Source organism: Pseudomonas sp. KBN12P06040, from assembly GCF_037574965.1.
GTDB classification, from domain to species: Bacteria; Pseudomonadota; Gammaproteobacteria; order Pseudomonadales; family Pseudomonadaceae; genus Pseudomonas; species Pseudomonas aeruginosa.
Genome location: NZ_JBBELS010000001.1, coordinates 1,268,378 through 1,288,193, shown reverse-complemented (window position 1 = coordinate 1,288,193; position 19,816 = coordinate 1,268,378). Strand labels below are relative to the sequence as shown.

20 protein-coding genes are annotated in these 19,816 nt (G+C 67.0%); 6 read left to right on the top strand and 14 right to left on the bottom strand.

Annotation, left to right across the window (positions count from 1 at the left end; translation table 11 throughout):
• Positions 1-3: 3 nt before the first annotated feature.
• A complete protein-coding gene (locus tag VQ067_RS06060; RefSeq protein ID WP_033991052.1) occupies positions 4-765 on the top strand; it encodes a M15 family metallopeptidase in 762 nt (253 codons plus the stop codon).
• On the opposite strand, the gene VQ067_RS06055 is transcribed toward VQ067_RS06060, so the two are convergent.
• Entirely contained in the window at positions 762-1,715 is a 954-nt protein-coding gene (locus VQ067_RS06055) for a GlxA family transcriptional regulator (RefSeq protein WP_003137870.1), read from the bottom strand. The two genes, VQ067_RS06060 and VQ067_RS06055, sit on opposite strands and share 4 nt — an antisense overlap.
• A 120-nt stretch (positions 1,716-1,835) precedes the next feature.
• Here VQ067_RS06055 and VQ067_RS06050 point away from each other — a divergent pair, with 120 nt between their 5' ends.
• Complete coding sequence (locus VQ067_RS06050; RefSeq protein WP_003105389.1) at positions 1,836-2,465, top strand: cysteine hydrolase family protein; 630 nt, start codon at positions 1,836-1,838, stop codon at positions 2,463-2,465.
• A 34-nt stretch (positions 2,466-2,499) separates the two neighbouring features.
• Here VQ067_RS06050 and VQ067_RS06045 read toward each other — a convergent pair whose 3' ends face one another.
• The 3 genes from VQ067_RS06045 to VQ067_RS06035 form a co-directional block, all read right to left on the bottom strand.
• Positions 2,500-3,072 carry a putative natural product biosynthesis protein gene (locus tag VQ067_RS06045; RefSeq protein WP_003122107.1) on the bottom strand — a complete coding sequence of 191 codons (573 nt, stop codon included), beginning with the start codon at positions 3,070-3,072 and terminating at the stop codon, positions 2,500-2,502.
• 56 nt (positions 3,073-3,128) lie between these two features.
• A complete protein-coding gene (locus VQ067_RS06040; protein ID WP_003109794.1) occupies positions 3,129-3,605 on the bottom strand; it encodes a copper chaperone PCu(A)C in 477 nt (158 codons plus the stop codon).
• A gap of 129 nt (positions 3,606-3,734) precedes the next feature.
• A complete protein-coding gene (locus VQ067_RS06035) occupies positions 3,735-4,124 on the bottom strand; it encodes a DUF2946 family protein (RefSeq protein ID WP_003129797.1) in 390 nt (129 codons plus the stop codon).
• 171 nt (positions 4,125-4,295) lie between these two features.
• Between VQ067_RS06035 and VQ067_RS06030 the strand changes: the two genes are divergently transcribed.
• Entirely contained in the window at positions 4,296-5,144 is an 849-nt protein-coding gene (locus VQ067_RS06030) for a M23 family metallopeptidase (RefSeq protein WP_003092745.1), read from the top strand.
• A gap of 85 nt (positions 5,145-5,229) precedes the next feature.
• Positions 5,230-5,625: a DUF4345 domain-containing protein gene (locus VQ067_RS06025; protein ID WP_003129796.1), complete on the top strand. Its 396-nt coding sequence runs from the start codon at positions 5,230-5,232 to the stop codon at positions 5,623-5,625.
• Positions 5,626-5,642: 17 nt separating this feature from the next.
• Here VQ067_RS06025 and VQ067_RS06020 read toward each other — a convergent pair whose 3' ends face one another.
• The 3 genes from VQ067_RS06020 to VQ067_RS06010 form a co-directional block, all read right to left on the bottom strand.
• On the bottom strand, positions 5,643-7,058 hold the full coding sequence (locus tag VQ067_RS06020) for a PepSY-associated TM helix domain-containing protein (RefSeq protein WP_003092750.1): 1,416 nt from the start codon (positions 7,056-7,058) through the stop codon (positions 5,643-5,645).
• A 64-nt stretch (positions 7,059-7,122) separates the two neighbouring features.
• Positions 7,123-9,294: a TonB-dependent copper receptor gene (locus VQ067_RS06015; RefSeq protein WP_074241037.1), complete on the bottom strand. Its 2,172-nt coding sequence runs from the start codon at positions 9,292-9,294 to the stop codon at positions 7,123-7,125.
• 120 nt (positions 9,295-9,414) lie between these two features.
• Positions 9,415-9,876 carry a DUF2946 domain-containing protein gene (locus VQ067_RS06010; protein ID WP_003092760.1) on the bottom strand — a complete coding sequence of 154 codons (462 nt, stop codon included), beginning with the start codon at positions 9,874-9,876 and terminating at the stop codon, positions 9,415-9,417.
• 479 nt (positions 9,877-10,355) lie between these two features.
• Between VQ067_RS06010 and leuA the strand changes: the two genes are divergently transcribed.
• Positions 10,356-12,026 carry a 2-isopropylmalate synthase gene (gene leuA / locus VQ067_RS06005; protein ID WP_003092766.1) on the top strand — a complete coding sequence of 557 codons (1,671 nt, stop codon included), beginning with the start codon at positions 10,356-10,358 and terminating at the stop codon, positions 12,024-12,026.
• Between the two features lie 70 nt (positions 12,027-12,096).
• Here the strand turns inward: leuA and VQ067_RS06000 are convergent, their stop codons facing one another.
• Positions 12,097-12,429 (bottom strand): DUF5629 family protein, encoded by a 333-nt coding sequence (locus VQ067_RS06000; RefSeq protein ID WP_003092770.1) that lies wholly within the window; start codon positions 12,427-12,429, stop codon positions 12,097-12,099.
• Positions 12,430-12,482: 53 nt separating this feature from the next.
• A complete protein-coding gene (locus tag VQ067_RS05995; protein WP_003107363.1) occupies positions 12,483-12,938 on the bottom strand; it encodes a hypothetical protein in 456 nt (151 codons plus the stop codon).
• A 180-nt stretch (positions 12,939-13,118) separates the two neighbouring features.
• Between VQ067_RS05995 and VQ067_RS05990 the strand changes: the two genes are divergently transcribed.
• Positions 13,119-14,069, top strand: coding sequence for an aldo/keto reductase (locus VQ067_RS05990; protein ID WP_003129791.1), 951 nt, complete (start codon positions 13,119-13,121; stop codon positions 14,067-14,069).
• Positions 14,070-14,156: 87 nt separating this feature from the next.
• Here the strand turns inward: VQ067_RS05990 and VQ067_RS05985 are convergent, their stop codons facing one another.
• From VQ067_RS05985 to bamB, 5 genes are all read right to left on the bottom strand, one after another.
• Positions 14,157-14,753 carry a YidB family protein gene (locus VQ067_RS05985; protein ID WP_033991050.1) on the bottom strand — a complete coding sequence of 199 codons (597 nt, stop codon included), beginning with the start codon at positions 14,751-14,753 and terminating at the stop codon, positions 14,157-14,159.
• A gap of 133 nt (positions 14,754-14,886) precedes the next feature.
• On the bottom strand, positions 14,887-15,681 hold the full coding sequence (locus VQ067_RS05980) for an amidohydrolase (RefSeq protein WP_003092781.1): 795 nt from the start codon (positions 15,679-15,681) through the stop codon (positions 14,887-14,889).
• Positions 15,669-16,817, bottom strand: a complete 1,149-nt coding sequence (locus VQ067_RS05975) for a pyridoxal phosphate-dependent aminotransferase (protein WP_023434847.1) — start codon at positions 16,815-16,817, stop codon at positions 15,669-15,671. Before VQ067_RS05975 ends, VQ067_RS05980 begins: the two co-directional genes overlap by 13 nt.
• Positions 16,818-17,113: 296 nt before the next feature.
• The gene (der, locus tag VQ067_RS05970) at positions 17,114-18,595 is read right to left on the bottom strand and encodes a ribosome biogenesis GTPase Der (RefSeq protein ID WP_003092786.1); all 1,482 of its coding nucleotides are present in this window, start codon (positions 18,593-18,595) and stop codon (positions 17,114-17,116) included.
• 77 nt (positions 18,596-18,672) lie between these two features.
• Positions 18,673-19,815 carry an outer membrane protein assembly factor BamB gene (gene bamB, locus VQ067_RS05965; RefSeq protein WP_003092789.1) on the bottom strand — a complete coding sequence of 381 codons (1,143 nt, stop codon included), beginning with the start codon at positions 19,813-19,815 and terminating at the stop codon, positions 18,673-18,675.
• Between the last annotated feature and the right edge of the window lies 1 nt (position 19,816).

Genomic DNA, 19,816 nt, shown 5'->3' with positions numbered 1-19,816 from the left:
ACCATGACCGACTTCACCCAAGCCATCCCCGTTCTCCCGGAGCCCGACTGGCACGCCGTGGCCGGCATCCCCATCGTCGATGCCGGCACGCCGCTGGAGGCGCTCGGGCTGAGCCGTGACTTCAGCGTCTGGCCGGCCTACCACAAGCTCGGCATTCCTCACGCGATCCCGGAGTGCCACGCTCGCGGCGAGGTCTTCGAGCGTCTCCTGCGGGTCGCCGCCGCCCTCCCCGGCGGCGTGCGCCTGGTGGTGCTGGACGCCTGGCGGCCGTTCGCCGTGCAGCAGTATCTCTACGACAGCCTGTCCAGCGCCCTGGCCGCGCACTACCCACGGGCCGGCGAAGCCGAGCTGGAACGGCTCACCCGCCAGTTCGTCTCGCCGCCGAGCAGCAGCCGCGAGGCGCCCAGCCCGCATCTCACCGGCGGCGCGGTGGACGTCACCCTGTGCGACGCCCAGGGCCGCTGGCTGGACATGGGCAGCGCCTTCGACGAAGCCGTGCCGGCCTCCTACACCGCCTACTTCGAACGCCTGGCGGAGCCCGACACGCGCCAGCGACGCGTCCGCGATCACCGTCGCCTGCTCTATCACGCGATGCTCGACGTCGGTTTCAGCAACCTGCCCAGCGAATGGTGGCACTACGATTTCGGCGACCAGCTCTGGGCCTGGCACACCGGCGCGACGCAGGCGCTGTTCGGCCCGGTGCAGTTGCAGGCGATGGACGCGCTCTGGCGCCAGCAGTTGCAGAAGCGCCCTCCGGCGGACTAGGAGGCGAAGGCGCGCCGGTAGCCCAGCGGCGGCAGGCCGAACGCGGCGGAGAACTGCTGGCGCAACGACACCGCCGAACCGAAGCCGGCCAGCCCGGCGATCGCCTGCACCGAATGCTCGGTGGTTTCCAGCAGGCGCTGGGCCAGGGCCAGGCGTTCGGCCTGCAGCCACTGGCTGACGGTGGTGCCGGTGAGCTGGCGGAAATGCCGGGTGAAGGTCCGCCGGCTCATCAGCACCCGCTGTGCCAGGCTGTCCAGGCTGTGCGCCTGGTCGAGGTTCTGCCGCAGCCACACCAGCAGCTCGCCGAGACGGCCGTCCTGGGCGCTGTCCGGCAGCGGCTGCTCGATGAACTGGGCCTGGCCGCCCTGCCGATGCGGCGCCACCACCAGGCGCCGGGCCAGGTGATTGGTAGTCTGCGCACCGAGCCGCTGGCGGACCAGGTGCAGACAGCAGTCGATGCCGGCGACGGTGCCTGCCGAGGTCAGCAGGCCGTCGTCCTCGATGTACAGCACGTCGGGCTCCACCCGCACCGCAGGGAAGCGCCCAGCGAAATCCTCCGCCCACATCCAGTGGGTGGTGGCGCGGCGACCGTCGAGCAACCCGGCCTCGGCCAGCACGAAGGCCCCCAGGCACAAGCCCACCAGTTGCGCACCGCGTGCACGGGCCGCGATCAACGCATCCAGCAGCGCTTGTGGCGGACGCTCGTGTGGATCGCGCCAGCTCGGCACGATCACGGTCTGCGCCTCGGCCAGCGCTTCCAGCCCGGCCTCGGCCTCGATGGTGAACCCCACCGTGGTTCGCAGCCGGCCCGGCTCGGCGGCGCAGACACGCAGGTCGAAGGCCTGCGCGCAGGGGTCGTAGCACTCCTGGCCGAACACCAGGCAGGGCACCGACAGGTGGAACGGACTGATGCGGTCGAAGGCCACCACGGCCACGGACTGGCGGGACATGCGCACCTCGGTGGGTATGAGCGGGTTGGCCCGATTCTAGCGAAAGTTGTCTCTCAGGCCACTCACTCGCTACGCCGCGCCGGGACCAGAATCCGCCTCACCCACTCAGGAGGAAACGCCATGTCCGCACGTCAACCCAAACGCGCCTTGCTGGTCATCGACGTACAGAACGAATACGTCAGCGGCAACCTGCGTATCGAATTTCCCGCCATCCAATCGTCGCTGGAACGTATCGGCGCCGCCATGGATGCCGCCCACGCGGCGGGCATCCCGATCGTCGTGGTGCAGCACCTGGCGCCGGCGGACTCGCCGTTGTTCGCGCGCGGCAGCCGGCAGGCCGAGCTGCACGAGGTGGTCGCCTCGCGGCCCTACCAGCACAAGGTGGAAAAGCAACTGGCCAGTTCCTTCGTCGGCACCGGGCTGGCCGACTGGCTGCGCGAGCGCGACATCGACACCCTCGCCGTGGTCGGCTACATGACCCAGCACTGCGACGACTCGACCATCCGCCAGGCGATCCACGAAGGCTGGCAAGTGGAATACCTGCACGACGCCAGCGGCTCGGTGCCCTACCGCAACCGCGCCGGCCAGGCCAGCGCGGAAGAGATCCACCGGATCTTCGGCATCGTCCTGCAGTCCTCCTTCGCCGCCGTGCTCAGCACCGAGGAATGGCTGGAAAGCCTCGCCGGCCGGCACGTTCCGGAACGCGACAACATCTACGACTCCAACCAGCGGGCCCTGGCCAACCGCTGAAACGGCGCCGCCCCGTACGCGGGGCGGCGAGCGCTCAACCGACCAGCGAGCCGCGCGCCGGCAACGGCTTCCAGCCCGGGAACTCGCGCAGCCGCGGGTCAGGCACCGCGCAATAGGCGAATGTCCAGTTCGGCGCCGGCAGGTCCAGGCGCTCCAGCGGCACGCGCGTGCCGGCGCCGGCCTGCGGCGCCTTCCAGTCCTGGGTGATGTGCGCACCGCCCTGGCTGGCCAGGAGGATGCCGCGGTTGGCGCTGGTGTCGTCCACCGTCCAACGCGCGGCGGAGGCGTCCATCAGCACCTCCAGGTGCTCGTCGGTCACCTTGGCGCCGAACGGCGACTGCAGCAGCCAGCAGTACAGGCGCAGGTGCATCGCCCAGTTCCAGGCGGCCTTCTGCTCGGCCGCCCATTGCAGGAAACCGCGGAGGATGGTCAGGCCATCCGGCGGATCGATCTTCAGCAGTTCCGGGCAAAGGTCGTAGAGATGGTGCCAGGCGCTGCTCAGGCGCTTGTTGAGCTGGTCCGGACGCAGGGTGGAGTTCTTCGGCGGCAGGCTGGGAGCCACCACCAGGCCGGTCTGCGCCGGCAAGGGATATCTGTTGCTGTTCATGCTCTGAACCTCGCACGCAAAGGCGGGGCGCCGGGCGCCCCTGCTCGACACGGCGCTCAGTGGCCGTGCTGCTCGTGCCCGCCCTGTTCGGCCGGCGCCTTGGACTCGACGACGATTTCCACCGGCACGTCGCCGGCCTTGCGGAAATGCAGCGTCAGCGGGAAGCGCTCGCCGGCCACCAGTGGCTGCTTCAGGCCCATCAGCATCAGGTGGTAGCCGCCGGGAGCGAAGCGCAGGTCCTTGCCTGGTGCGACGTCGACGCTGTCGACTTTCTGCATGCTCATCATGCCGTTCTTGTGCACATGCTCGTGCACCTCGGCGGAAGCCGCGCGCGGCGTGTCAGCGCCAAGCAGGGTGTCGTTTTCCTTGCCGTGGTTCTGCACCACGAAGTAGGCCGCGCCGTTCGGCGAGGTCGGCGGCAGGGCCAGCGCCCAGGGATGCTCGATGTGCAGTTGGCCGGCGCTGTACTCGTGGGCCTGGGCGAAAGCGGAAACGGCCAGCAGGGCCGCGGCAGCGAAGAAGGATGTGCGCATGGTGACTCTCCAGTAGCGTATGACCGGTCTTTTTCCGTCGGACCGGCGATTCCATGGGGGAAGCTAGGGTATTGCGCCGCGACCTGCCCCGACCCGAAGGTCCAGGTTGTCGAAGGCGCGGGGGAGGAGTCAGGCGACAGGAGAGGCGCGCGGATTGGCGAGGCGCCAATAGCGCAGGGGAGGCAGGTCGATGGCGGAGAAGGCGTTGCGGGCCGGGCTGGCCAGCGGCGCCAGCGGCAATGCCGGCCAGGAGGCGACCAGTCCGGGCGTGCCGGCGGCGCCGGCGCAGCAGCAGAGGTGCGGGGCCAGGCTTTCGTGGTCGTCGGGAAGATCGATGTCCTTGAACGCGGCGCTCAGCTTCAGGCGCAGCAGCGAATCGGACGAGGTGCTGCAGAAGCCGCCGAGCAGCAACGAGGCGCGCTCCTGCGTCGTCAGCGCCTGCGAAAGCGGCACCACGAACAGGTTCATCAGCACGGCCAGGCTGGCGAGCCAGGCCACGGGGCGCCGTGACAGGGGCATCGTCGGTTCTCCGGAGAATGGGCCCTTTATGCCTGAGCGCGGGGCAAAAGTAAAAACGCCGGGCGCGACAGAGTGCCGCAGGTGAAAACGTTTGCAACCCTTGCGGGCTTTCCCCCGCCGCGCTCTTCCGCCAGCATAGACGGCTTTGACGCCCGACGAGTCGAGAAGCCGATGCCCCGCACCCTAGCCTTCGTTTCCACGTTGTTGCTCGCCGCTTTCTGCGCCCTGCCCGCCCAGGCCGACAGCTTCATCATGCGCCTGCTGAACAAGCCGGTGCCCGGCGGGGTGGCGGTGGTCGACCTCGGCGAGGAAGGCCCGCCGCCGCGGGCCTTCTACCAGGGCAAGCCGGTGCTGGTGGTGCGCGAGGAAGGCCGCCGCTGGATCGCCGTGGTCGGCATCCCGCTGAGCACCAAGCCAGGCCCGCAGAAGCTGGAAGTGCGGGCGGCGACCGGCAACCACGAGGAACGCTTCAGCGTCGGCAGCAAGCACTACCGCGAGCAGCGCATCACCCTGAAGAACAAGCGCCAGGTCAATCCGCTGCCGGAAGACCTCAAGCGCATCGAGCGCGAACTCGCCGAGCAGACCGCCGCCTACCGCCGCTTCAGTCCCGGCCTGCCCAGCAACCTGATGCTCGACAAGCCGGTCGACGGTCCGCTCTCCAGCCCCTTCGGCCTGCGCCGCTTCTTCAACGGCGAAGAGCGCAACCCGCATTCCGGTCTAGACTTCGCGGTACCGGCCGGTACGCCGATCAAGGCGCCGGCGGCCGGCAAGGTGATCCTCATCGGCGACTACTTCTTCAATGGCAAGACGGTGTTCGTCGACCATGGCCAGGGCTTCATCAGCATGTTCTGCCACCTGTCGAAGATCGACGTGAAGCTCGGCCAGCAGGTGCCGCGCGGCGGCGTACTCGGCAAGGTCGGCGCCACCGGCAGGGCCACCGGACCGCACATGCACTGGAACGTCAGCCTGAACGACGCGCGGGTCGACCCGGCGATCTTCATCGGTGCCTTCCAGCCCTGAGAAGTGAGCAACGCGGCGCCGGCTGAGGTCAGAAGGAACAGGGGGCGCGTCGATGCGCCCCTTTCATGACCAAGGGAGACACCGCATGACTCACCCGCTTCGCCTGCTCTGGCTGTGCTCGGCACTGTTCGTGGTCCTCGGCCTGGGCTTCGTCTTCTTCCCCGGCCCGCTCGCCTCCCTGCTCACCAGCGGCGAACCGCTCACCCCCGCCGCCCTCACCGACCTGCGCGCCAGCTACGGCGGCACCAGCTTCGGCATCGGCCTGCTGCTCGGCTATGCCGCCCTGCGCCCCCGCTACCTGGTGATCGGCCTGCTCGCCGCCCTGGCGGTGATCGCCAGCGGCGGCGCGGCGCGTCTCTACGGTGTGCTGATCGACGCCTCGCCGGCGCTAACCACCTTCCTCTGGCTCGGCGCCGAGGCGCTGCTCTGCGTGCTGTTGCTGGCGGCACTCTGGAAGACCCGCCAGCTCGACCTCGACTGAGCGCCGGGCAGCAGGTCTCAAGCCAGGACCCGGCGAACCGCCGGCAGCCGCGACAGCACCAGCCAGTCCAGCGCCCAGACCAGCAGGAGCGAGGCCCCCACCAACGGGAAGGCCACGCCCAGCGCCAGCATGATGGCGATGCCGGTCTTCCAGCGCGGCAGCTCGTGGCGCAGCGGCGGCACGCCAAGGCGTCCGGCCGGCTTGCGCTTCCACCAGATCCACAGGCCGCTCGCCGAGCTGAGCAGGATCGCCAGGCAGACCGCGAGCATCAGCAACTGGTTGCCCAGGCCGAAGAGCTTGCCTTCGTGCAGCACGACGCCCATCTGCACGCTCCTCGCCACCGCGTTGTAGTCCTGCCAACGCACGTCGGCGAGAACCTTGCCGCTGTACTGGTCGATGTGCAGGGTGGCGTCGTGGCGCGGATCGTCGGGGAACACGGAAATCGTGTAGACCCCCTCCATCCCGCTCGGCAGGGCGATCCCGTAGCCCGCCGCCACGCCGCGCTCGCGGGCGATATCCACCACCCTTTGCAGAGGGATGCCCGCCGGCATCGGCATGTCCATCGGCATCGCGTGCCCGGCCTGGGCGGAATGCCCGCGATGCTCGGCATGGGCGTCGGCCGCCGGCGGCTGCGAGCGCGGCAGCGGAGTGTTCTCCAGCGGCCAGGGCACCTGCTGGCGCGACGCGCTGTTGAGGCTACCGGCCTGCATGTCGGAGGTCGGCACATCGTTCCACATCGCCGCCGGGAAGCGGTTCCAGACATCGGCGAACTGCTTGCCCCAGTAGCCGGTCCAGGTCATCCCGCTGAGCAGCATGAACAACAACAGCAGGCTGCCCCAGAAACCGGCGACCACATGTAAATCTCGCCACAGCGGTCGTCCGCGCAGGTGCAGGCGCGGCCAGAACAGCGCGCTCGCCGCCCGCCCGCGCGGCCACCACAGATAGAGACCGGAGACCACCAGGACGATGCCCCAGCCGGCGGCCAGCTCGATCAGCCGGTCGCCGACGGTCCCGACCATCAGCTCGCCATGCAGTGCCCGGGCCACCGCCTGGAGATTCAGTTGTGCATCTTGGCGGCCGAGTTCGCGTCCGCTGTAGGGATCGACGAAGAGGTTCCATTGCCTGCCCTCTTCGCCAATCACGAATTGCGCGCTGCGCCCCGCCTCGCTCGGCGGCAGGTACTGGCTGACGGCGGCCTGCGGGTGCGCCTGGCGCACCCCGGCGAGCAACTGGTCGGCGCTGCGCATCTGCGCACCGGCTTCGACCCGCAGCAGTTGCGGATAGAGCAGCGCATCCAGTTGCGGCTTGAACAGGTAGACGATTCCGGTCAGCGCCAGCAGGATCATGAAGGGCGCGACGAACAGGCCGGCGTAGAAATGCCAGCGCCAGGCCAGCGCGTAGAAGTCACGGCCGTTCTTTTCGTTCGATTGCATGGATCACCTCATCGGAGCGCACGTAGGCAAGGCGGGCCCCGCTGGACGGGGCCTCGTTCAAGGTTCAGAAGCTGAAGTCGACCTTGGTCCAGAAGGTCCGGCCCGGCTCGGGAACCGTTTCGTTGGCGGAGAAACCGAAGCCGGCGTCGCCGGCCTTGTTCAGGTGCTCGGTGTAATCCTTGTCGAACAGGTTATCGACACCGGCGCTCAGCTTGACGTTGCGAGTCACCCGGTAGGCGCCGTTGAGCGAGAAGACGCCGAAGCCGGCGCTCTTGTCGAAGTCCTTGCCGACCACGTTGCCCTGGTCCCTGGCGATGCGATTCTGCGGCGCGACCACCCGCCACAGGCTGCCGGCACTCCAGTCACCTTCCTCGTAGGTCAGGCCGAAGCGCGCTTCCAGCGGCGGGATCTGCGGCAGCGCGCGGTCGTCCGAGCTGTTCTTGCCCCAGGCATAGGCCAGGCTGGCGTCGGTCTTCCAGTTGCCGGTGAGCTGGTAGGAAGCGCCCAGCTCGCCGCCCATGATCCGCGCGTCGACGTTGGTCGCCTGGGTCGAGGAGCCCATCATGCCCTCGCGATAGCTGAACAGGATGAAGTCCTGGACCACCCCGACGTAGCCGGAGGCCCAGGCCTGCAGCTTGTCGCCGTTGTACTGGAGGCCGAAGTCGAGCTGGGTGGTCTTTTCCGGCTTGATCTTGTCGAAGGCGTTGACCGACCCGTTCGGCCCGCGCTTGGGCGAGAACAGCTCCCAGTAGTCGGGAAAGCGCTCGGCATGGCCGAGGCCGGCGTAGAGGGTGGTCGGCGAGTCGGCGAGGTCGTGCTCGTAGCGCACGAAGCCGCTGGGCAGGGTATCGGCGCGGGTGTCGTTGGCCGTCGGGTTGGCCATGGCGTGGCCCATGTGCCCGGACTTCAGGGTCTGCCGGTAGTCCTTGACCGAGGCGCGGTCCAGGCGCAACCCGCCGATCAGCCGGTCGCGCTCGGCGGCGAACCAGGTCAGTTCGCCGAAGGCCCCGTAGTTGTGGAACACCGCGTCCTTGCTCCAGGGGAACTGGTCGGCGTCGGTGTAGTAGTCGGTCATCATGTCGTACTTGGAGCCGCGCGCGCGGTGCTCGTTGCGCATGGCGTCGACCCCGGTGACCAGCTTGAAGTCGTCCCAGCGCCAGGTGGCCGCCAGGCGACCGCCGAGGGTGCGTCGGTCCACCTGGGACGCCATCGGCATGGGCATCATGCTGGACGGGTCGGGAGTGCGCAGGCGGAAGTTGTCCATGATGTGGTCGGCGTAGTTGTAGTAGACCTGCGCCTCGACCTTCTCCAGCACATCGCTGACGTTCGATTTGACGAAGCGCAGGCCCAGGCTCTCGCGCTTGAACTGCGAGCCGTCCATGCCGCGCCCGGCGTAACGTGCCTCGCCGTCGCCCTTGCCGGCGGTGAGTTCGATCAGGGTGTCCTCGTCGGGGGTCCAGCCGACCGCGACGTCGCCGTTCCACTTCTTCCAGCGCGACGGCACGGTATTCCCGGCGCCGTCCTCGTAATCGTCGGACTGCGCGTGGTTGCCGGTGAAGCGCAGGTAGCCGAGCCGGTTGCCGGCGGCGGCGTCCAGCACCTTGTCGAAGCGGCCGTTGGAGCCGGCCAGCAGGCTGGCGTTGACCCGCGAGCCGAGTTCGCCGAAGCGCTCCGGCTCACGCTCGAAGAGGATCGTCCCGGCCGACGCGCCCGGCCCCCAGAGCACCGTCTGCGGGCCCTTGATCACGGTGAGCTTGTCGTAGGTTTCCGGCGAGATGTAGGAGGTCGGCGCGTCCATCCGGTTCGGACAGGCACCGAGCATCATGCCGCCGTTGGTGAGGATGTTCAGGCGCGAACCGAACATCCCGCGCAGCACCGGGTCGCCGTTGCTGCCGCCGTTGCGGATCACCGCGAAGCCGGGAATGGTCTTCAGGTAGTCGGCCCCATCGCTGGCCGGCACCGGTTGGCGCGGCTCCTTGGGATTGGTGACGATGGTCAGCGGCGAACTCTGGGCGACTCCGGTGACCACGCTCGGCGCCAGCTCCACGGCGTGATCCTGGTGCTGGGAGTGCTCCTCGGCCAGGAGCGCCGAAGGAGACAGGGCCAGGCCGCACAGTGCGGCGAAGGCTCCCGCCCAGCGGCGGCGTTGTGCGAGACGGGCAGGGTCGAAGCTGAAAGCGGCGGTCGGGCAGGCGTCGCCGGCCGCTCGTTGTTGAGTAGACATACGTTTTTCCATGATCTATGTGACTTCCGCCCCGCCCCCACGGCGAGCAGGCACCCGGCCAGGCTCGCGTCACCGGCGCGGCGAAGACGCGCCGGTGCCCCCAGGAAGCGGCGGCTATCGGATTGAAAGAGGTCAGGCGATCAGGAACGGCGGCGCACGGGTACGGGCGCCGGGAAACACCGGCGAGGCGACGAACGCCTCGTTCAGGAAAGCGACGGCGGGCGCCGTCGCGAAGGGAACGGAGAACAGCGCCAGGCAGGCGTCTTCGGTGAGCGGCGGGCTGTGGAACAACAGGCTGCAATAACCGCACTTCTCCCAGAGCACGTCGCTGGCCAGGCGATTGCCTTCCTCGCCGCCCATCCCCGGCATGCCGGCATGGACGACGGAGCGCTGGGCATCGGAACAGCCGGCATGGGCCATGTCGCCATGGTCCATGTTCTCGTGGGACATGCCTTCGTGGCCCATCCCCACGCCCATCGGCATCGGGTGGTCCATCGGCATCGACTGGGAGATCAACGGCCCGACGAAGATCATCAGCATGGCGAACAGAGCCAGCCATGCACCGATGCCTTGTCGTTTCAGAGTGGTCGCCACCTGCGACTCCCGCCGTCTTGAATGAAGACCACCGCGTAGCGGGCCGGATGGCCGCTCGCGCCGGGTCATGCCGAAAAGAAGAATGCGCCTGTCGTTATACGCCCCAGGCACGGGGAACGAAATGATCGCACAAGGGCGGCTGGCTCTTCTGCGGCATGGGGCCGCAGAATTTTCCATTGCGGAGAGCGTGCCGGCGGCGCAATCGAGGACAAGCTTTCACCGCCGAGAAAGAATAAAAACCCACAAAAGCCGCACAAATGGGAAATTCTACTAATTTTCCTTTAATGCTTGCCATTCAAATGCAGTCTCACTAGTGTGGTACGCATGAAAACACCACACACCCTCATCCTGCTCCGCCAACACGCCTGCCTGTGCCTGGTCAGCCCGCGACTGCGTGGCTGAGCGACGCTTCTCTTCATCTCGTCACTGCGTTCGCCTGGCCCCGCCGGCCCAGGAACCGACTCCAAAGGATTAGCCCCATGAGCATGTTGAAAGACCCTTCGCAGAAATACCGCCCATTCCCGGCCATCAATCTGCCCGACCGCACCTGGCCGTCGAAGACCATCACCGAGGTGCCGATCTGGTGCAGTTCCGACCTGCGCGACGGCAACCAGTCGCTGATCGAACCGATGGACGCGGCGAAGAAGATGCGGTTCTTCAAGACCCTGGTGCAGGTCGGCCTGAAGCAGATCGAAGTGGCCTTCCCGTCGGCTTCCGATACCGACTTCAACTTCGTCCGCGAGTTGATCGAAGGCAACCACATCCCGGACGACGTCACCATCCAGGTGCTGACCCAGGCCCGCGAAGACCTGATCACCCGCACCTTCGAATCCCTGCGCGGGGCGAAGAAGGCCATCGTCCACGTCTACAACGCCACCGCCCCGTCGTTCCGCCGCATCGTCTTCAACCAGGACAAGCAGGGCGTCGTGGACATCGCCACCAACGCCGCGAAACTGATCAAGAAGCTGGCCGCCGAGCAACCGGATACCCAGTGGTCGTTCCAGTACTCGCCGGAAATCTTCAGCTCTACCGAGCTGGAGTTCTCGGTGGAGGTCTGCAACGCGGTGATCGACGTCTGGCAACCGACCCCGGACAACAAGATCATCCTCAACCTGCCGGCCACCGTGGAGTGCGCCACGCCGAACGTCTACGCCGACCAGATCGAATGGTTCGGCCGCCACGTCGACAAGCGTGACAGCGTGATCATCAGCCTGCACACCCACAACGACCGTGGCACCGGCGTGGCCGCCACCGAGCTGGGCCTGATGGCCGGCGCCGACCGCGTCGAAGGTTGCCTGTTCGGCAACGGCGAGCGCACCGGCAACGTCGACCTGGTGACCCTGGCCTTGAACATGTACACCCAGGGCCTGCATCCGCAACTGGACTTCTCCGACATCGACGCGGTGCGCAAGGTGGTCGAAGAGTGCAACCAGTTGCCGGTCCACCCGCGCCATCCATATGTCGGCGACCTGGTCCATACCGCTTTCTCCGGCTCGCACCAGGATGCCATTCGCAAAGGCTTCGCCCAGCAGAAGGAAGACGCGATCTGGGAAGTGCCGTACCTGCCGATCGATCCGGCCGACATCGGCCGCGACTACGAAGCGGTGATCCGGGTCAACAGCCAGTCCGGCAAGGGCGGCATCACCTTCCTGCTCGAACAGGAGTACGGCATCAGCCTGCCGCGGCGCATGCAGATCGAGTTCAGCCAGGTAGTGCAAGGCGAGACCGACCGTCTCGGCCTGGAAATGACCGCACAACAGATCTACTCGCTGCTGGAAAACGAATACCTCAAGGCAACCTCGCCCTACGTCCTCGCCAGCCATCGCCTGCAGGAAGAGAACGGCACCAGCGCCGTCGACCTGGAAGTCTCCTTCGACGGCGAGAAGCAGCACTGGCGCGGGATCGGCAAGGGACCGCTGGAAGCCCTGGTGGCCGCCCTGCCGGTCAAGGCGGAAATCATGGACTACCATGAGCACGCCATCGGCGCCGGCGCCAATGCCAAGGCCGCGGCCTATATCGAGATCCGCCTGGAGGGCCAGCGCCCGCTGCACGGCATCGGCATCGACGAGAACATCACCACCGCCAGCTTCCGCGCCCTGTTCAGCGCGCTGAACCGCGCGGTGACCCAGGCCGAGGCCAAGGCGGCCTGACCGGCACGGAAGGGAAAAAAGGGAGCCAGGCGGCTCCCTTTTTTCATGGGCATCTTTCAGCTCAGTCGCTTCACTCATCCTCGCCGCTGGCGCTGACCGCTCCCAGGCAACGGAGCTGGTACGCCCCCTCCCCTGTGGTCAGGCGCCAGGACTCACCATCGGCCTGGGGCTCGGCTTCCATCACCGCGTTGTAGGAAAAACGCCACTCGCGACGGGTGCGTCCATCCAGGCTTTCCACCGCCAGCACCCAGTCTTCGCTGGCGAACGGCTGGTCGGCTTCCGCCGCCAGGTCCGCCTGGTCCAGCAGGTTCTCGTTGAGTTCGAAGCGCCAGGCGTGCAGACCGTCGATCTCGAGCATGTCGGCGGTTTCCAGTTCATCGAGCAGGTAGCGTTGTGTAGTCATGGCCAGTCATCGCGGATAAAGAACTCATGATAAGGCAAAGCGCGGGCTGCCCCTCACACCACCAGCATCACCACCGGGATCGCTACCGACAGGACCACCAACATGAACAGCAGGCCGATCCCCGCCGCCCGCCAGTTGGAAATGAACGCTCCGCCCGCTGCCTTGTGGCTGTCCAGGGCCGGACCGAAGGCTGATTTGGCGTAGTAGACCATGCCGAATATCTGCGCCACCGTGAAGCCGATCGAGGGGATGTTCTCCGGCAGTATCGCGCCCAGGACCGGCAGCAGGACAAACAGGCAGAGGCCGACCAGCCAGGTTTTCCCGACTTCCTGCGCCCGTCCCAGGCGACGGAGATTCACCGCCGCGAGGAAGGCACCGGCCAGGGGCGTGCCGATGAAGGTACCCAGACCGATCGCGGAAAGCCTGTACAGCGGCTCGCCATGGGTGGCGTCAGGCTCGTCCAGGCGGGCCTCCGGTGGGCGGAACGGATTCTCGGTGTCGCTGTTCATGCGTGTGCTCCCTGCGGATATTTACTGAAGCTTTACCAGGGCCGGCATTGGAAAATCCCGGCAACCGGCAGAGTCTATAGGACGCTGCGCGCCGGCTGAACATTCCGCGCCCGCCGGGAGTCACAGCAAGACGTGCGAACGAAAGCGCCCACACAGGACCGCACTCAGGAGGGATGACGCATGACCACACGCAAACTCGGCAACTCCGGCCTGGAGATACCGGCACTGGTATTTGGCGGCAACGTCTTCGGCTGGACTGCCGACGAAAGCACCTCCTTCAGGCTGCTGGACGCCCTGCTCGACGCCGGCCTGAACTGCATCGACACCGCCGACGTCTATTCGCGCTGGGTTCCCGGGCACCAGGGCGGCGAGTCGGAAACCCTCATCGGCAAGTGGCTGAAACGCACCGGCAAACGCGACCGCGTGGTGATCGCCAGCAAGGTCGGGATGGACATGGGCAATGGCCACAAAGGCCTCTCCGCCGCCTATATCGAGCAGGCCCTGGAGCGCTCGCTACGACGCCTGCAGACCGACTACCTGGACCTCTACCAGTCGCACACCGACGATCCCCACACCGACCTGGAGGAAACCCTTTCCACCTATGGCGAACTGATCAAGAAAGGCAAGGTGCGGGTCATCGGCGCCTCCAACTACGACGCCCGGCGCCTCCTCGAGGCACGCCAGGTCAGCGCCCGGCTCCACCTGCCGAGCTACCAGAGCCTGCAACCCGAATACAACCTGTACGATCGCGCCGACTACGAGACCAACCTGGAGCCGACAGTGGAAGAACTCGGTATCGGGGTGATCAGCTACTACTCGCTGGCCAGCGGCTTCCTCAGCGGCAAGTACCGCAGCCAGGCCGACACCGCCGGGCGAGCCCGGGGGGAGAAGGTGAAGGGTTATCTCAACGAGCGCGGCGTGGCCATCCTCGCGGCGCTCGACGAAGTGGCCGAGCAGTACAACGCCAACCCGACCCAGGTCGCCCTGGCCTGGCTCATCGCTCGCCCGACGGTGACCGCGCCGATCGCCAGCGCCACCAGCCTGGAACAGCTCGACGACCTGATCGCCGCCACCCACCTGAAGCTCGACGAACAGGCGATCCACCGCCTGGACAGCGCCAGCGCCTATTGACCGACCTGCCGTCGAGGGCGGCCTCGCCCCGTTGCGTAGAGCGGATAACCGTATCGCGGCTATCCGCCCCGCATCGACGGGAAAGCCTTAGCTGAAGCGCGCCAGCAGCGAACCGATGTCCAGGTCGCCCTGCGGCGCCTGGCCGTCCGGCGTCAGCTTGTTGACCAGTTCCGGCAGCAGGCTGCTCAGGTGTTCGGCCGCCTCGCCCTGGCTGACTCCGGCGGAGTCCGCCAGTTGCTGCAACTGACCGTCGCCGAAGGCGCGGGAAATGTCCGCCGCCGACACCGACTGGTTCGGCCCAGCGCCGATCCAGGAATTCAGGGCATCGCCCAGGCCTGCGTTCTGGAGCATCTGGAACAATCCGCCGAGTCCGCCGAGTCCGCCCAGGGAGCCGGCCTCCACGCCCGGCGCCGCCTGCCCGGCACCGCCCGCGGCGCCACCGAGCAGATCGCCGAGGACGCCACCCAGCCCGCCGCTTGCAGCCCCGCCGCCGGCGCCACCAAGGATGCTGCCCAGCGAACCGAGCAGACCACCGCCATCGCCACCGCCCTGTGCCGCACCGCCCTGGCGCGACATCAGCATGGTCACCAGCCCGATCAACAGGGCCACTTTCGGATCGCGAGCACCTCCCTGTCCTTCAGAGCCACCCAGCGCCGAACCGAGAATCGAATCGAGCAGTCCCATTGGTCTTCCTCCTGATCTGATGCCCACGGCGCGGCGCCGCGGGATACGGGTAACTCCATTCCCGGCACTGCGCCATCATGCGCAGCGCCGGGTCATGGCCTCGGACATCGACCGGAAGCGGACGTTCCGGCACTCAAGGATGGATTTCGAAGCGATCCGCGTCCATGTAGGCCGGGAAACGCTGGCGATAGGCCGCCAGTGCCGCCGCGTCCAGCCGGACGCGGAACACGCCGTCGGCGTCCGCCGCGTTGAACAGGCTGTCGCCCTGGAAGTCCAGGACCTGGCTATCCCCAGCGTAGCGCAAGGCGTTGCCGTCTTCGCCGATACGGTTCACCGCCACCACGTAGCAAAGGTTCTCGATCGCCCGCGCCGGCAGCAGGCGGTTCCAGTGCTGTCGACGAGGCGCGGGCCAGTTGGCGGTGTAGAGCAACAGGTCGGTGTCGTGCGGGTCGCGGCTCCACACCGGGAAACGCAGGTCGTAGCAGATCAACGGGCGCACCCGCCAGCCCTTGAGTTCGAACAGTTCCTGGCGTTCGCCGGGACTGTAGTGCTCGTGTTCGCCGGCCATGCGGAACAGATGGCGCTTGTCGTAGTGCAGCATCTCGCCGTCCGGGCGCGCCCAGAGCAGGCGATTGCGATGGCTGCCGTCGGCGAGCTGGACGATCAGGCTGCCGGTGACCACTGCACCAAGGCGCCGGGCCTGCTCCAGCAGCCAGGCATGGGTCGGCCCCAGCTCGGGCTCGGCCTGCTCGGCCGAAGCCATGCTGAAACCCGTGGTGAACATCTCCGGGAGGACCACCAGGTCGGCGCCGGCGGCGCTCTCCAGCAGGGCGGCGAAATGCTCGCGGTTGGCCTGGGCGTCGTGCCAGGCCAGGGAGGATTGGACCAGGGCGATGTCCAGGTCCGGCAGAACCGTCAGATCGCGCATAGCTTTTCCGCTGCCTGACGCAGCGTCTCCTCGCGTTTGGCGTAACAGAACCGGACCAGCCGCATGGCGTCCGGCGCCTTTTCATAAAACACCGAAACCGGGATCGCCGCCACTCCGTGTTCGCGGGTCAGCCACTCGGCCATGGCCACGTCGTCCAGGTCCGGACGGACGGCCGAATAGTCCACGCACTGGAAGTAGGTGCCCGGCGCACGGGTGAAACGGAAGCGAGAGTCCAGCAGCAGGTCGCAGAACAGGTCGCGCTTGGCCTGGTAGAAACCGGGCAATTGCCGCAAATGTTCGGGATGGCCGGCCATGTAGTCCGCCAATGCCCATTGCAGCGGCGTGACGCCACAGAAGTTGACGTACTGGTGGACCTTGCGCAGCTCCGCGCTGAGCGCCGGCGGCGCGACCACGTAGCCGGTCTTCCAGCCGGTGACGTGGTAGGTCTTGCCGAACGAGCTGACCACGAAGGAGCGCGGATACAACTCGTCGTGGGACAGCACGCTGGTATGGGCGACACCGTCGAACACCAGGTGCTCGTATACCTCGTCGCTGATCAGGTAGATATCCCGGTCGCGAATCAGCGCGGCCAGGCGGTCCAGTTCCTCGCGGTCGATCAGCGCGCCGCTGGGGTTGTGCGGGGTATTGATGATGACCAGCCGGGTACGCGGCCCGATGGCCTCGGCCATGCGCTGCCAGTCGATGGAGAAGTCCGGCAGCGCCAGCGGCACGTGCACGCAACGCCCGCCGGCGAGTTGCACGGAGGGTTCGTAGCTGTCGTAGGACGGGTCGAGTACCACCACTTCGTCGCCCGGATGGACCAGCGCCTGGATCGCGCTGAAGATCGCCTCGGTCGCCCCCGGCGTGATGGTCACCTCGCTGTCGGCGCTCACCCGGCGTCCATAGAACTGCTCGATCTTCTTCGCCACCTGCTCGCGCAGGGCCGGCAAGCCGGTCATCGGCGCGTACTGGTTGTGCCCGGCGGCGATATGCCGGCCTACCGCCTCGCGCAGCTCCGGCGGACCGTCGAAATCGGGAAAGCCCTGGGAGAGGTTGATCGCGCCACACTCGGCGGCCAGTTGCGACATGCGGGTGAAGATGGTGGTGCCGACATTCGGCAGCTTGCTCTGAATCATCGGGACTTCCTGCAGAGACTCGCCGGACGACAGCCCGGCCAGACGGGTGGCAGGGCAGGATAGCCGATCCGGGAGCGACGCTGCAGGGGCACGCCTTAGAAAAAACCGTGGCCGCTTCAGGACAGAGGGGAATATGCGCCAGGCGATGGCGCAGGACGAATAACCGCCTCGCGATCATTCGTCGCCACGACAGGGCATCGGCGGTCAACGCCGACGGCCTGGTTCTACAGCCGCGGCCAATGAAAAAGGCCCGACAGGGATACCCGCCGGGCCTTTCGACGAAGGAAACGCCCCCCTCAGCGGCGCTTGTCCTTCTTCTTCTTCTCGGCTTTCTTGTGGTGCGACATCAGCCGGCGCTTCTTGTTGACCTGGCGCGCGGTCAGCGAGTTCTTCTTGCCCTCGTAGGGGTTCTCGCCGCCCTTGTACTCGATGCGGATCGGCGTGCCGACCAACTTCAATACCCGCCGGTAGGTCTTCTCCAGGTAGCGGGTATAGGCCTTCGGCACCGCGTCCACCTGGTTGCCGTGGATCACGATCAGCGGCGGGTTGGCGCCGCCCAGGTGGGCGTAGCGCAGCTTGATCCGGCGACCGTTGACCATCGGCGGCTGGTGCACCTGCACGGCGTCCTCGAGGATGCTGGTCAGGCGGCTGGTCGGCCAGCGGGTCACCGCCGAACGGAAGGACTCCTGGACCGACTTGTAGAGATGGCCGACGCCTGTGCCATGCAGGGCCGAAATGAAATGGATGTCGGCGAAGTCGACGAACAGCAGGCGCCGCTCCAGCTCGGTCTTCACGTAGTCACGCTCGGCCGCCTCCATGCCATCCCACTTGTTCAGGGCGATGACCAGGGCACGGCCGGTCTCGAGGACGAAGCCGAGCAGGTTGAGGTCGTGCTCGACCACCCCTTCGCGGGCGTCCATGACGAAGATCACCACGTTGGCGTCCTGGATCGCCTGGAGGGTCTTCACCACCGAGAACTTTTCCACCGCCTCGAAGATCTTGCCGCGGCGCCGCACGCCAGCGGTGTCGATCAGGGTGTACTTCTCCTCGTTGCGCTCGAACGGGATGTAGATGCTGTCGCGGGTGGTGCCGGCCTGGTCGTAGACGATCACCCGCTCTTCGCCGAGCATGCGGTTGACCAGGGTCGACTTGCCCACGTTGGGCCGGCCGATGATGGCGATCTTGATCCCGTCCTTCTCGCTGGGACCGGGAATCCGGGTCGGTTCCTCGCCTTCGGCGACCTCTTCGCTCGCCGGCTCGCCCTCGCCTTCTTCCTCCGCGTTGTCCTTGGGGAAGATCCCCAGGGCTTCCTGCAGCATATGGTTGATGCCGCGACCGTGGGCGGCGGCGATCGGCAACGCATCGCCCAGGCCCAGCGGGCTGAACTCGGCGCGAGCGAGATCGGGATCGATGGTGTCGACCTTGTTGGCGATCAGGAAGCTGCGCTTGTTCCGCTTGCGCAGGTGCTCGGCGATCATCTGGTCGGCGGCGGTCATGCCGGCGCGCGAATCGACCAGGAACAGGACGGCATCCGCCTCCTCGATGGCCTGCAACGATTGCTCGGCCATTTTCGCATCGATGCCTTCCTCATCGCCGGAGATGCCTCCGGTATCGATGACGATATAGGTGCGGCCCTGCCAGCGCGCCTCGCCGTACTGGCGATCGCGGGTCAGGCCTGCGTACTCCGCCACGATGGCGTCGCGCGACTTGGTCAGGCGGTTGAACAGAGTGGACTTGCCGACGTTCGGGCGACCCACCAGGGCAATAACGGGAACCATGCGGCTCTCCACGAGAATTCAGAAAACACAAAGGCCGCTGACGTCGGACGGCAGCGGCCGGACACTTGAAACCCAGTCTAGCGGATGGTGTAGGCGACGAGCTTGCCACCGTTGCCGAACACGTACATCCAGCTCCCGACCACCAGCGGACGAACCCGCACGCCATCGCTGTCGACCCGCTCGCGACCGACGAAGCGACCGTCCACCTGGCTCAGCAGGTGCACGTAGCCTTCCAGGTCGCCGACCACCACGTTGCTGGAGAACACCGCCGGAGCCGACAGTTGGCGACGCGCCAGGGCGTCGTTGTTCCACAGCGAAGAGGCGCCGCGCGAATCCAGGCCTTCCACCGAACCGCTGGCCTGGCTGACGTAGATATTGCCGAAGCCTTCGGCGACGCCGACGTAGCTCGACGCTTCGCGCTGCCAGAGCAGGCGGCCGCTGTTCACATCCAGCGCCGCGGCACGGCCCTGGTAGCTGACCACGTAGAGGGTGTCACCGGACAGCAGGAGGCCGCCGTCGATGTCCACCACGCGATCCAGTTCGGAACGCCCCTGGGGAATCGCTACCCGCTGCTCCCAGATCGGCAGGCCGCGCTGTACGTCGACCGCCACCACCTTGCCGCTGGCCAGGCCAGCCAGGGCCATATTGCCGGCGATCAGCGGCGCGCCGGTGCCGCGCAGGGTCAGCACCGGCACGGTGCTTTCGTAGATCCAGCGCTGGTCGCCGCTGGCCGCATCGAGGCCGATCAGCTTGTCGTCCTGGGTCTGCACCACCACCACGTCGCCGTTGGTGGCCGGCGCCGACAGCACTTCGCTGTTGACTCGCTTGGTCCACTTCTTCTTGCCGGTGGCTTCGTCGAGGGCGATCACGTCACCGCGCAGGGTACCCACCAGCACCAGGCCGTAGCCAACGCCGACACCGCCGGAAACCGGACGCTCGAGGTCCTTCTTCCAGAGCACGTCGCCGGTTTCGCGCTGGATCGCCATCACCCGCCCTTCGGCGGACGCGGCGTAGATGGTGGAACCATCGACGGCCGGTTCGAGCAGGTTGTACAGGTCGCCCTGGCCATCACCGACCGAGCGGCTCCACTGCTTGCTCAACACGACTTCCTCTTTGAAGTCGGTCAGTTCGGCGGGCGGGAGTTCCTTCTTGCTGTTGCTGCTGCAACCCACGACCGCCAGGGCCAGGGCGAGCAGCGCCGCGTGTTTCCATTGCACCATC

What these genes read in the sequence shown, in the direction of transcription:
- VQ067_RS06020 (WP_003092750.1), bottom strand. Translation starts at nt 7,058, where the DNA reads ATGCAATCGAACGAAAAGAACGGCCGTGACTTCTACGCGCTGGCCTGG.
- VQ067_RS06015 (WP_074241037.1), bottom strand. Translation starts at nt 9,294, where the DNA reads ATGGAAAAACGTATGTCTACTCAACAACGAGCGGCCGGCGACGCCTGC.
- VQ067_RS05985 (WP_033991050.1), bottom strand. Translation starts at nt 14,753, where the DNA reads ATGGGACTGCTCGATTCGATTCTCGGTTCGGCGCTGGGTGGCTCTGAA.
- VQ067_RS05995 (WP_003107363.1), bottom strand. Translation starts at nt 12,938, where the DNA reads ATGAACAGCGACACCGAGAATCCGTTCCGCCCACCGGAGGCCCGCCTG.
- VQ067_RS06045 (WP_003122107.1), bottom strand. Translation starts at nt 3,072, where the DNA reads ATGAACAGCAACAGATATCCCTTGCCGGCGCAGACCGGCCTGGTGGTG.
- VQ067_RS05975 (WP_023434847.1), bottom strand. Translation starts at nt 16,817, where the DNA reads ATGATTCAGAGCAAGCTGCCGAATGTCGGCACCACCATCTTCACCCGC.
- VQ067_RS06040 (WP_003109794.1), bottom strand. Translation starts at nt 3,605, where the DNA reads ATGCGCACATCCTTCTTCGCTGCCGCGGCCCTGCTGGCCGTTTCCGCT.
- VQ067_RS06035 (WP_003129797.1), bottom strand. Translation starts at nt 4,124, where the DNA reads ATGCCCCTGTCACGGCGCCCCGTGGCCTGGCTCGCCAGCCTGGCCGTG.
- der (WP_003092786.1), bottom strand. Translation starts at nt 18,595, where the DNA reads ATGGTTCCCGTTATTGCCCTGGTGGGTCGCCCGAACGTCGGCAAGTCC.
- VQ067_RS06055 (WP_003137870.1), bottom strand. Translation starts at nt 1,715, where the DNA reads ATGTCCCGCCAGTCCGTGGCCGTGGTGGCCTTCGACCGCATCAGTCCG.
- VQ067_RS05990 (WP_003129791.1), top strand. Translation starts at nt 13,119, where the DNA reads ATGACCACACGCAAACTCGGCAACTCCGGCCTGGAGATACCGGCACTG.
- VQ067_RS06030 (WP_003092745.1), top strand. Translation starts at nt 4,296, where the DNA reads ATGCCCCGCACCCTAGCCTTCGTTTCCACGTTGTTGCTCGCCGCTTTC.
- leuA (WP_003092766.1), top strand. Translation starts at nt 10,356, where the DNA reads ATGAGCATGTTGAAAGACCCTTCGCAGAAATACCGCCCATTCCCGGCC.
- VQ067_RS06000 (WP_003092770.1), bottom strand. Translation starts at nt 12,429, where the DNA reads ATGACTACACAACGCTACCTGCTCGATGAACTGGAAACCGCCGACATG.
- bamB (WP_003092789.1), bottom strand. Translation starts at nt 19,815, where the DNA reads ATGGTGCAATGGAAACACGCGGCGCTGCTCGCCCTGGCCCTGGCGGTC.
- VQ067_RS06025 (WP_003129796.1), top strand. Translation starts at nt 5,230, where the DNA reads ATGACTCACCCGCTTCGCCTGCTCTGGCTGTGCTCGGCACTGTTCGTG.
- VQ067_RS05980 (WP_003092781.1), bottom strand. Translation starts at nt 15,681, where the DNA reads ATGCGCGATCTGACGGTTCTGCCGGACCTGGACATCGCCCTGGTCCAA.
- VQ067_RS06050 (WP_003105389.1), top strand. Translation starts at nt 1,836, where the DNA reads ATGTCCGCACGTCAACCCAAACGCGCCTTGCTGGTCATCGACGTACAG.
- VQ067_RS06060 (WP_033991052.1), top strand. Translation starts at nt 4, where the DNA reads ATGACCGACTTCACCCAAGCCATCCCCGTTCTCCCGGAGCCCGACTGG.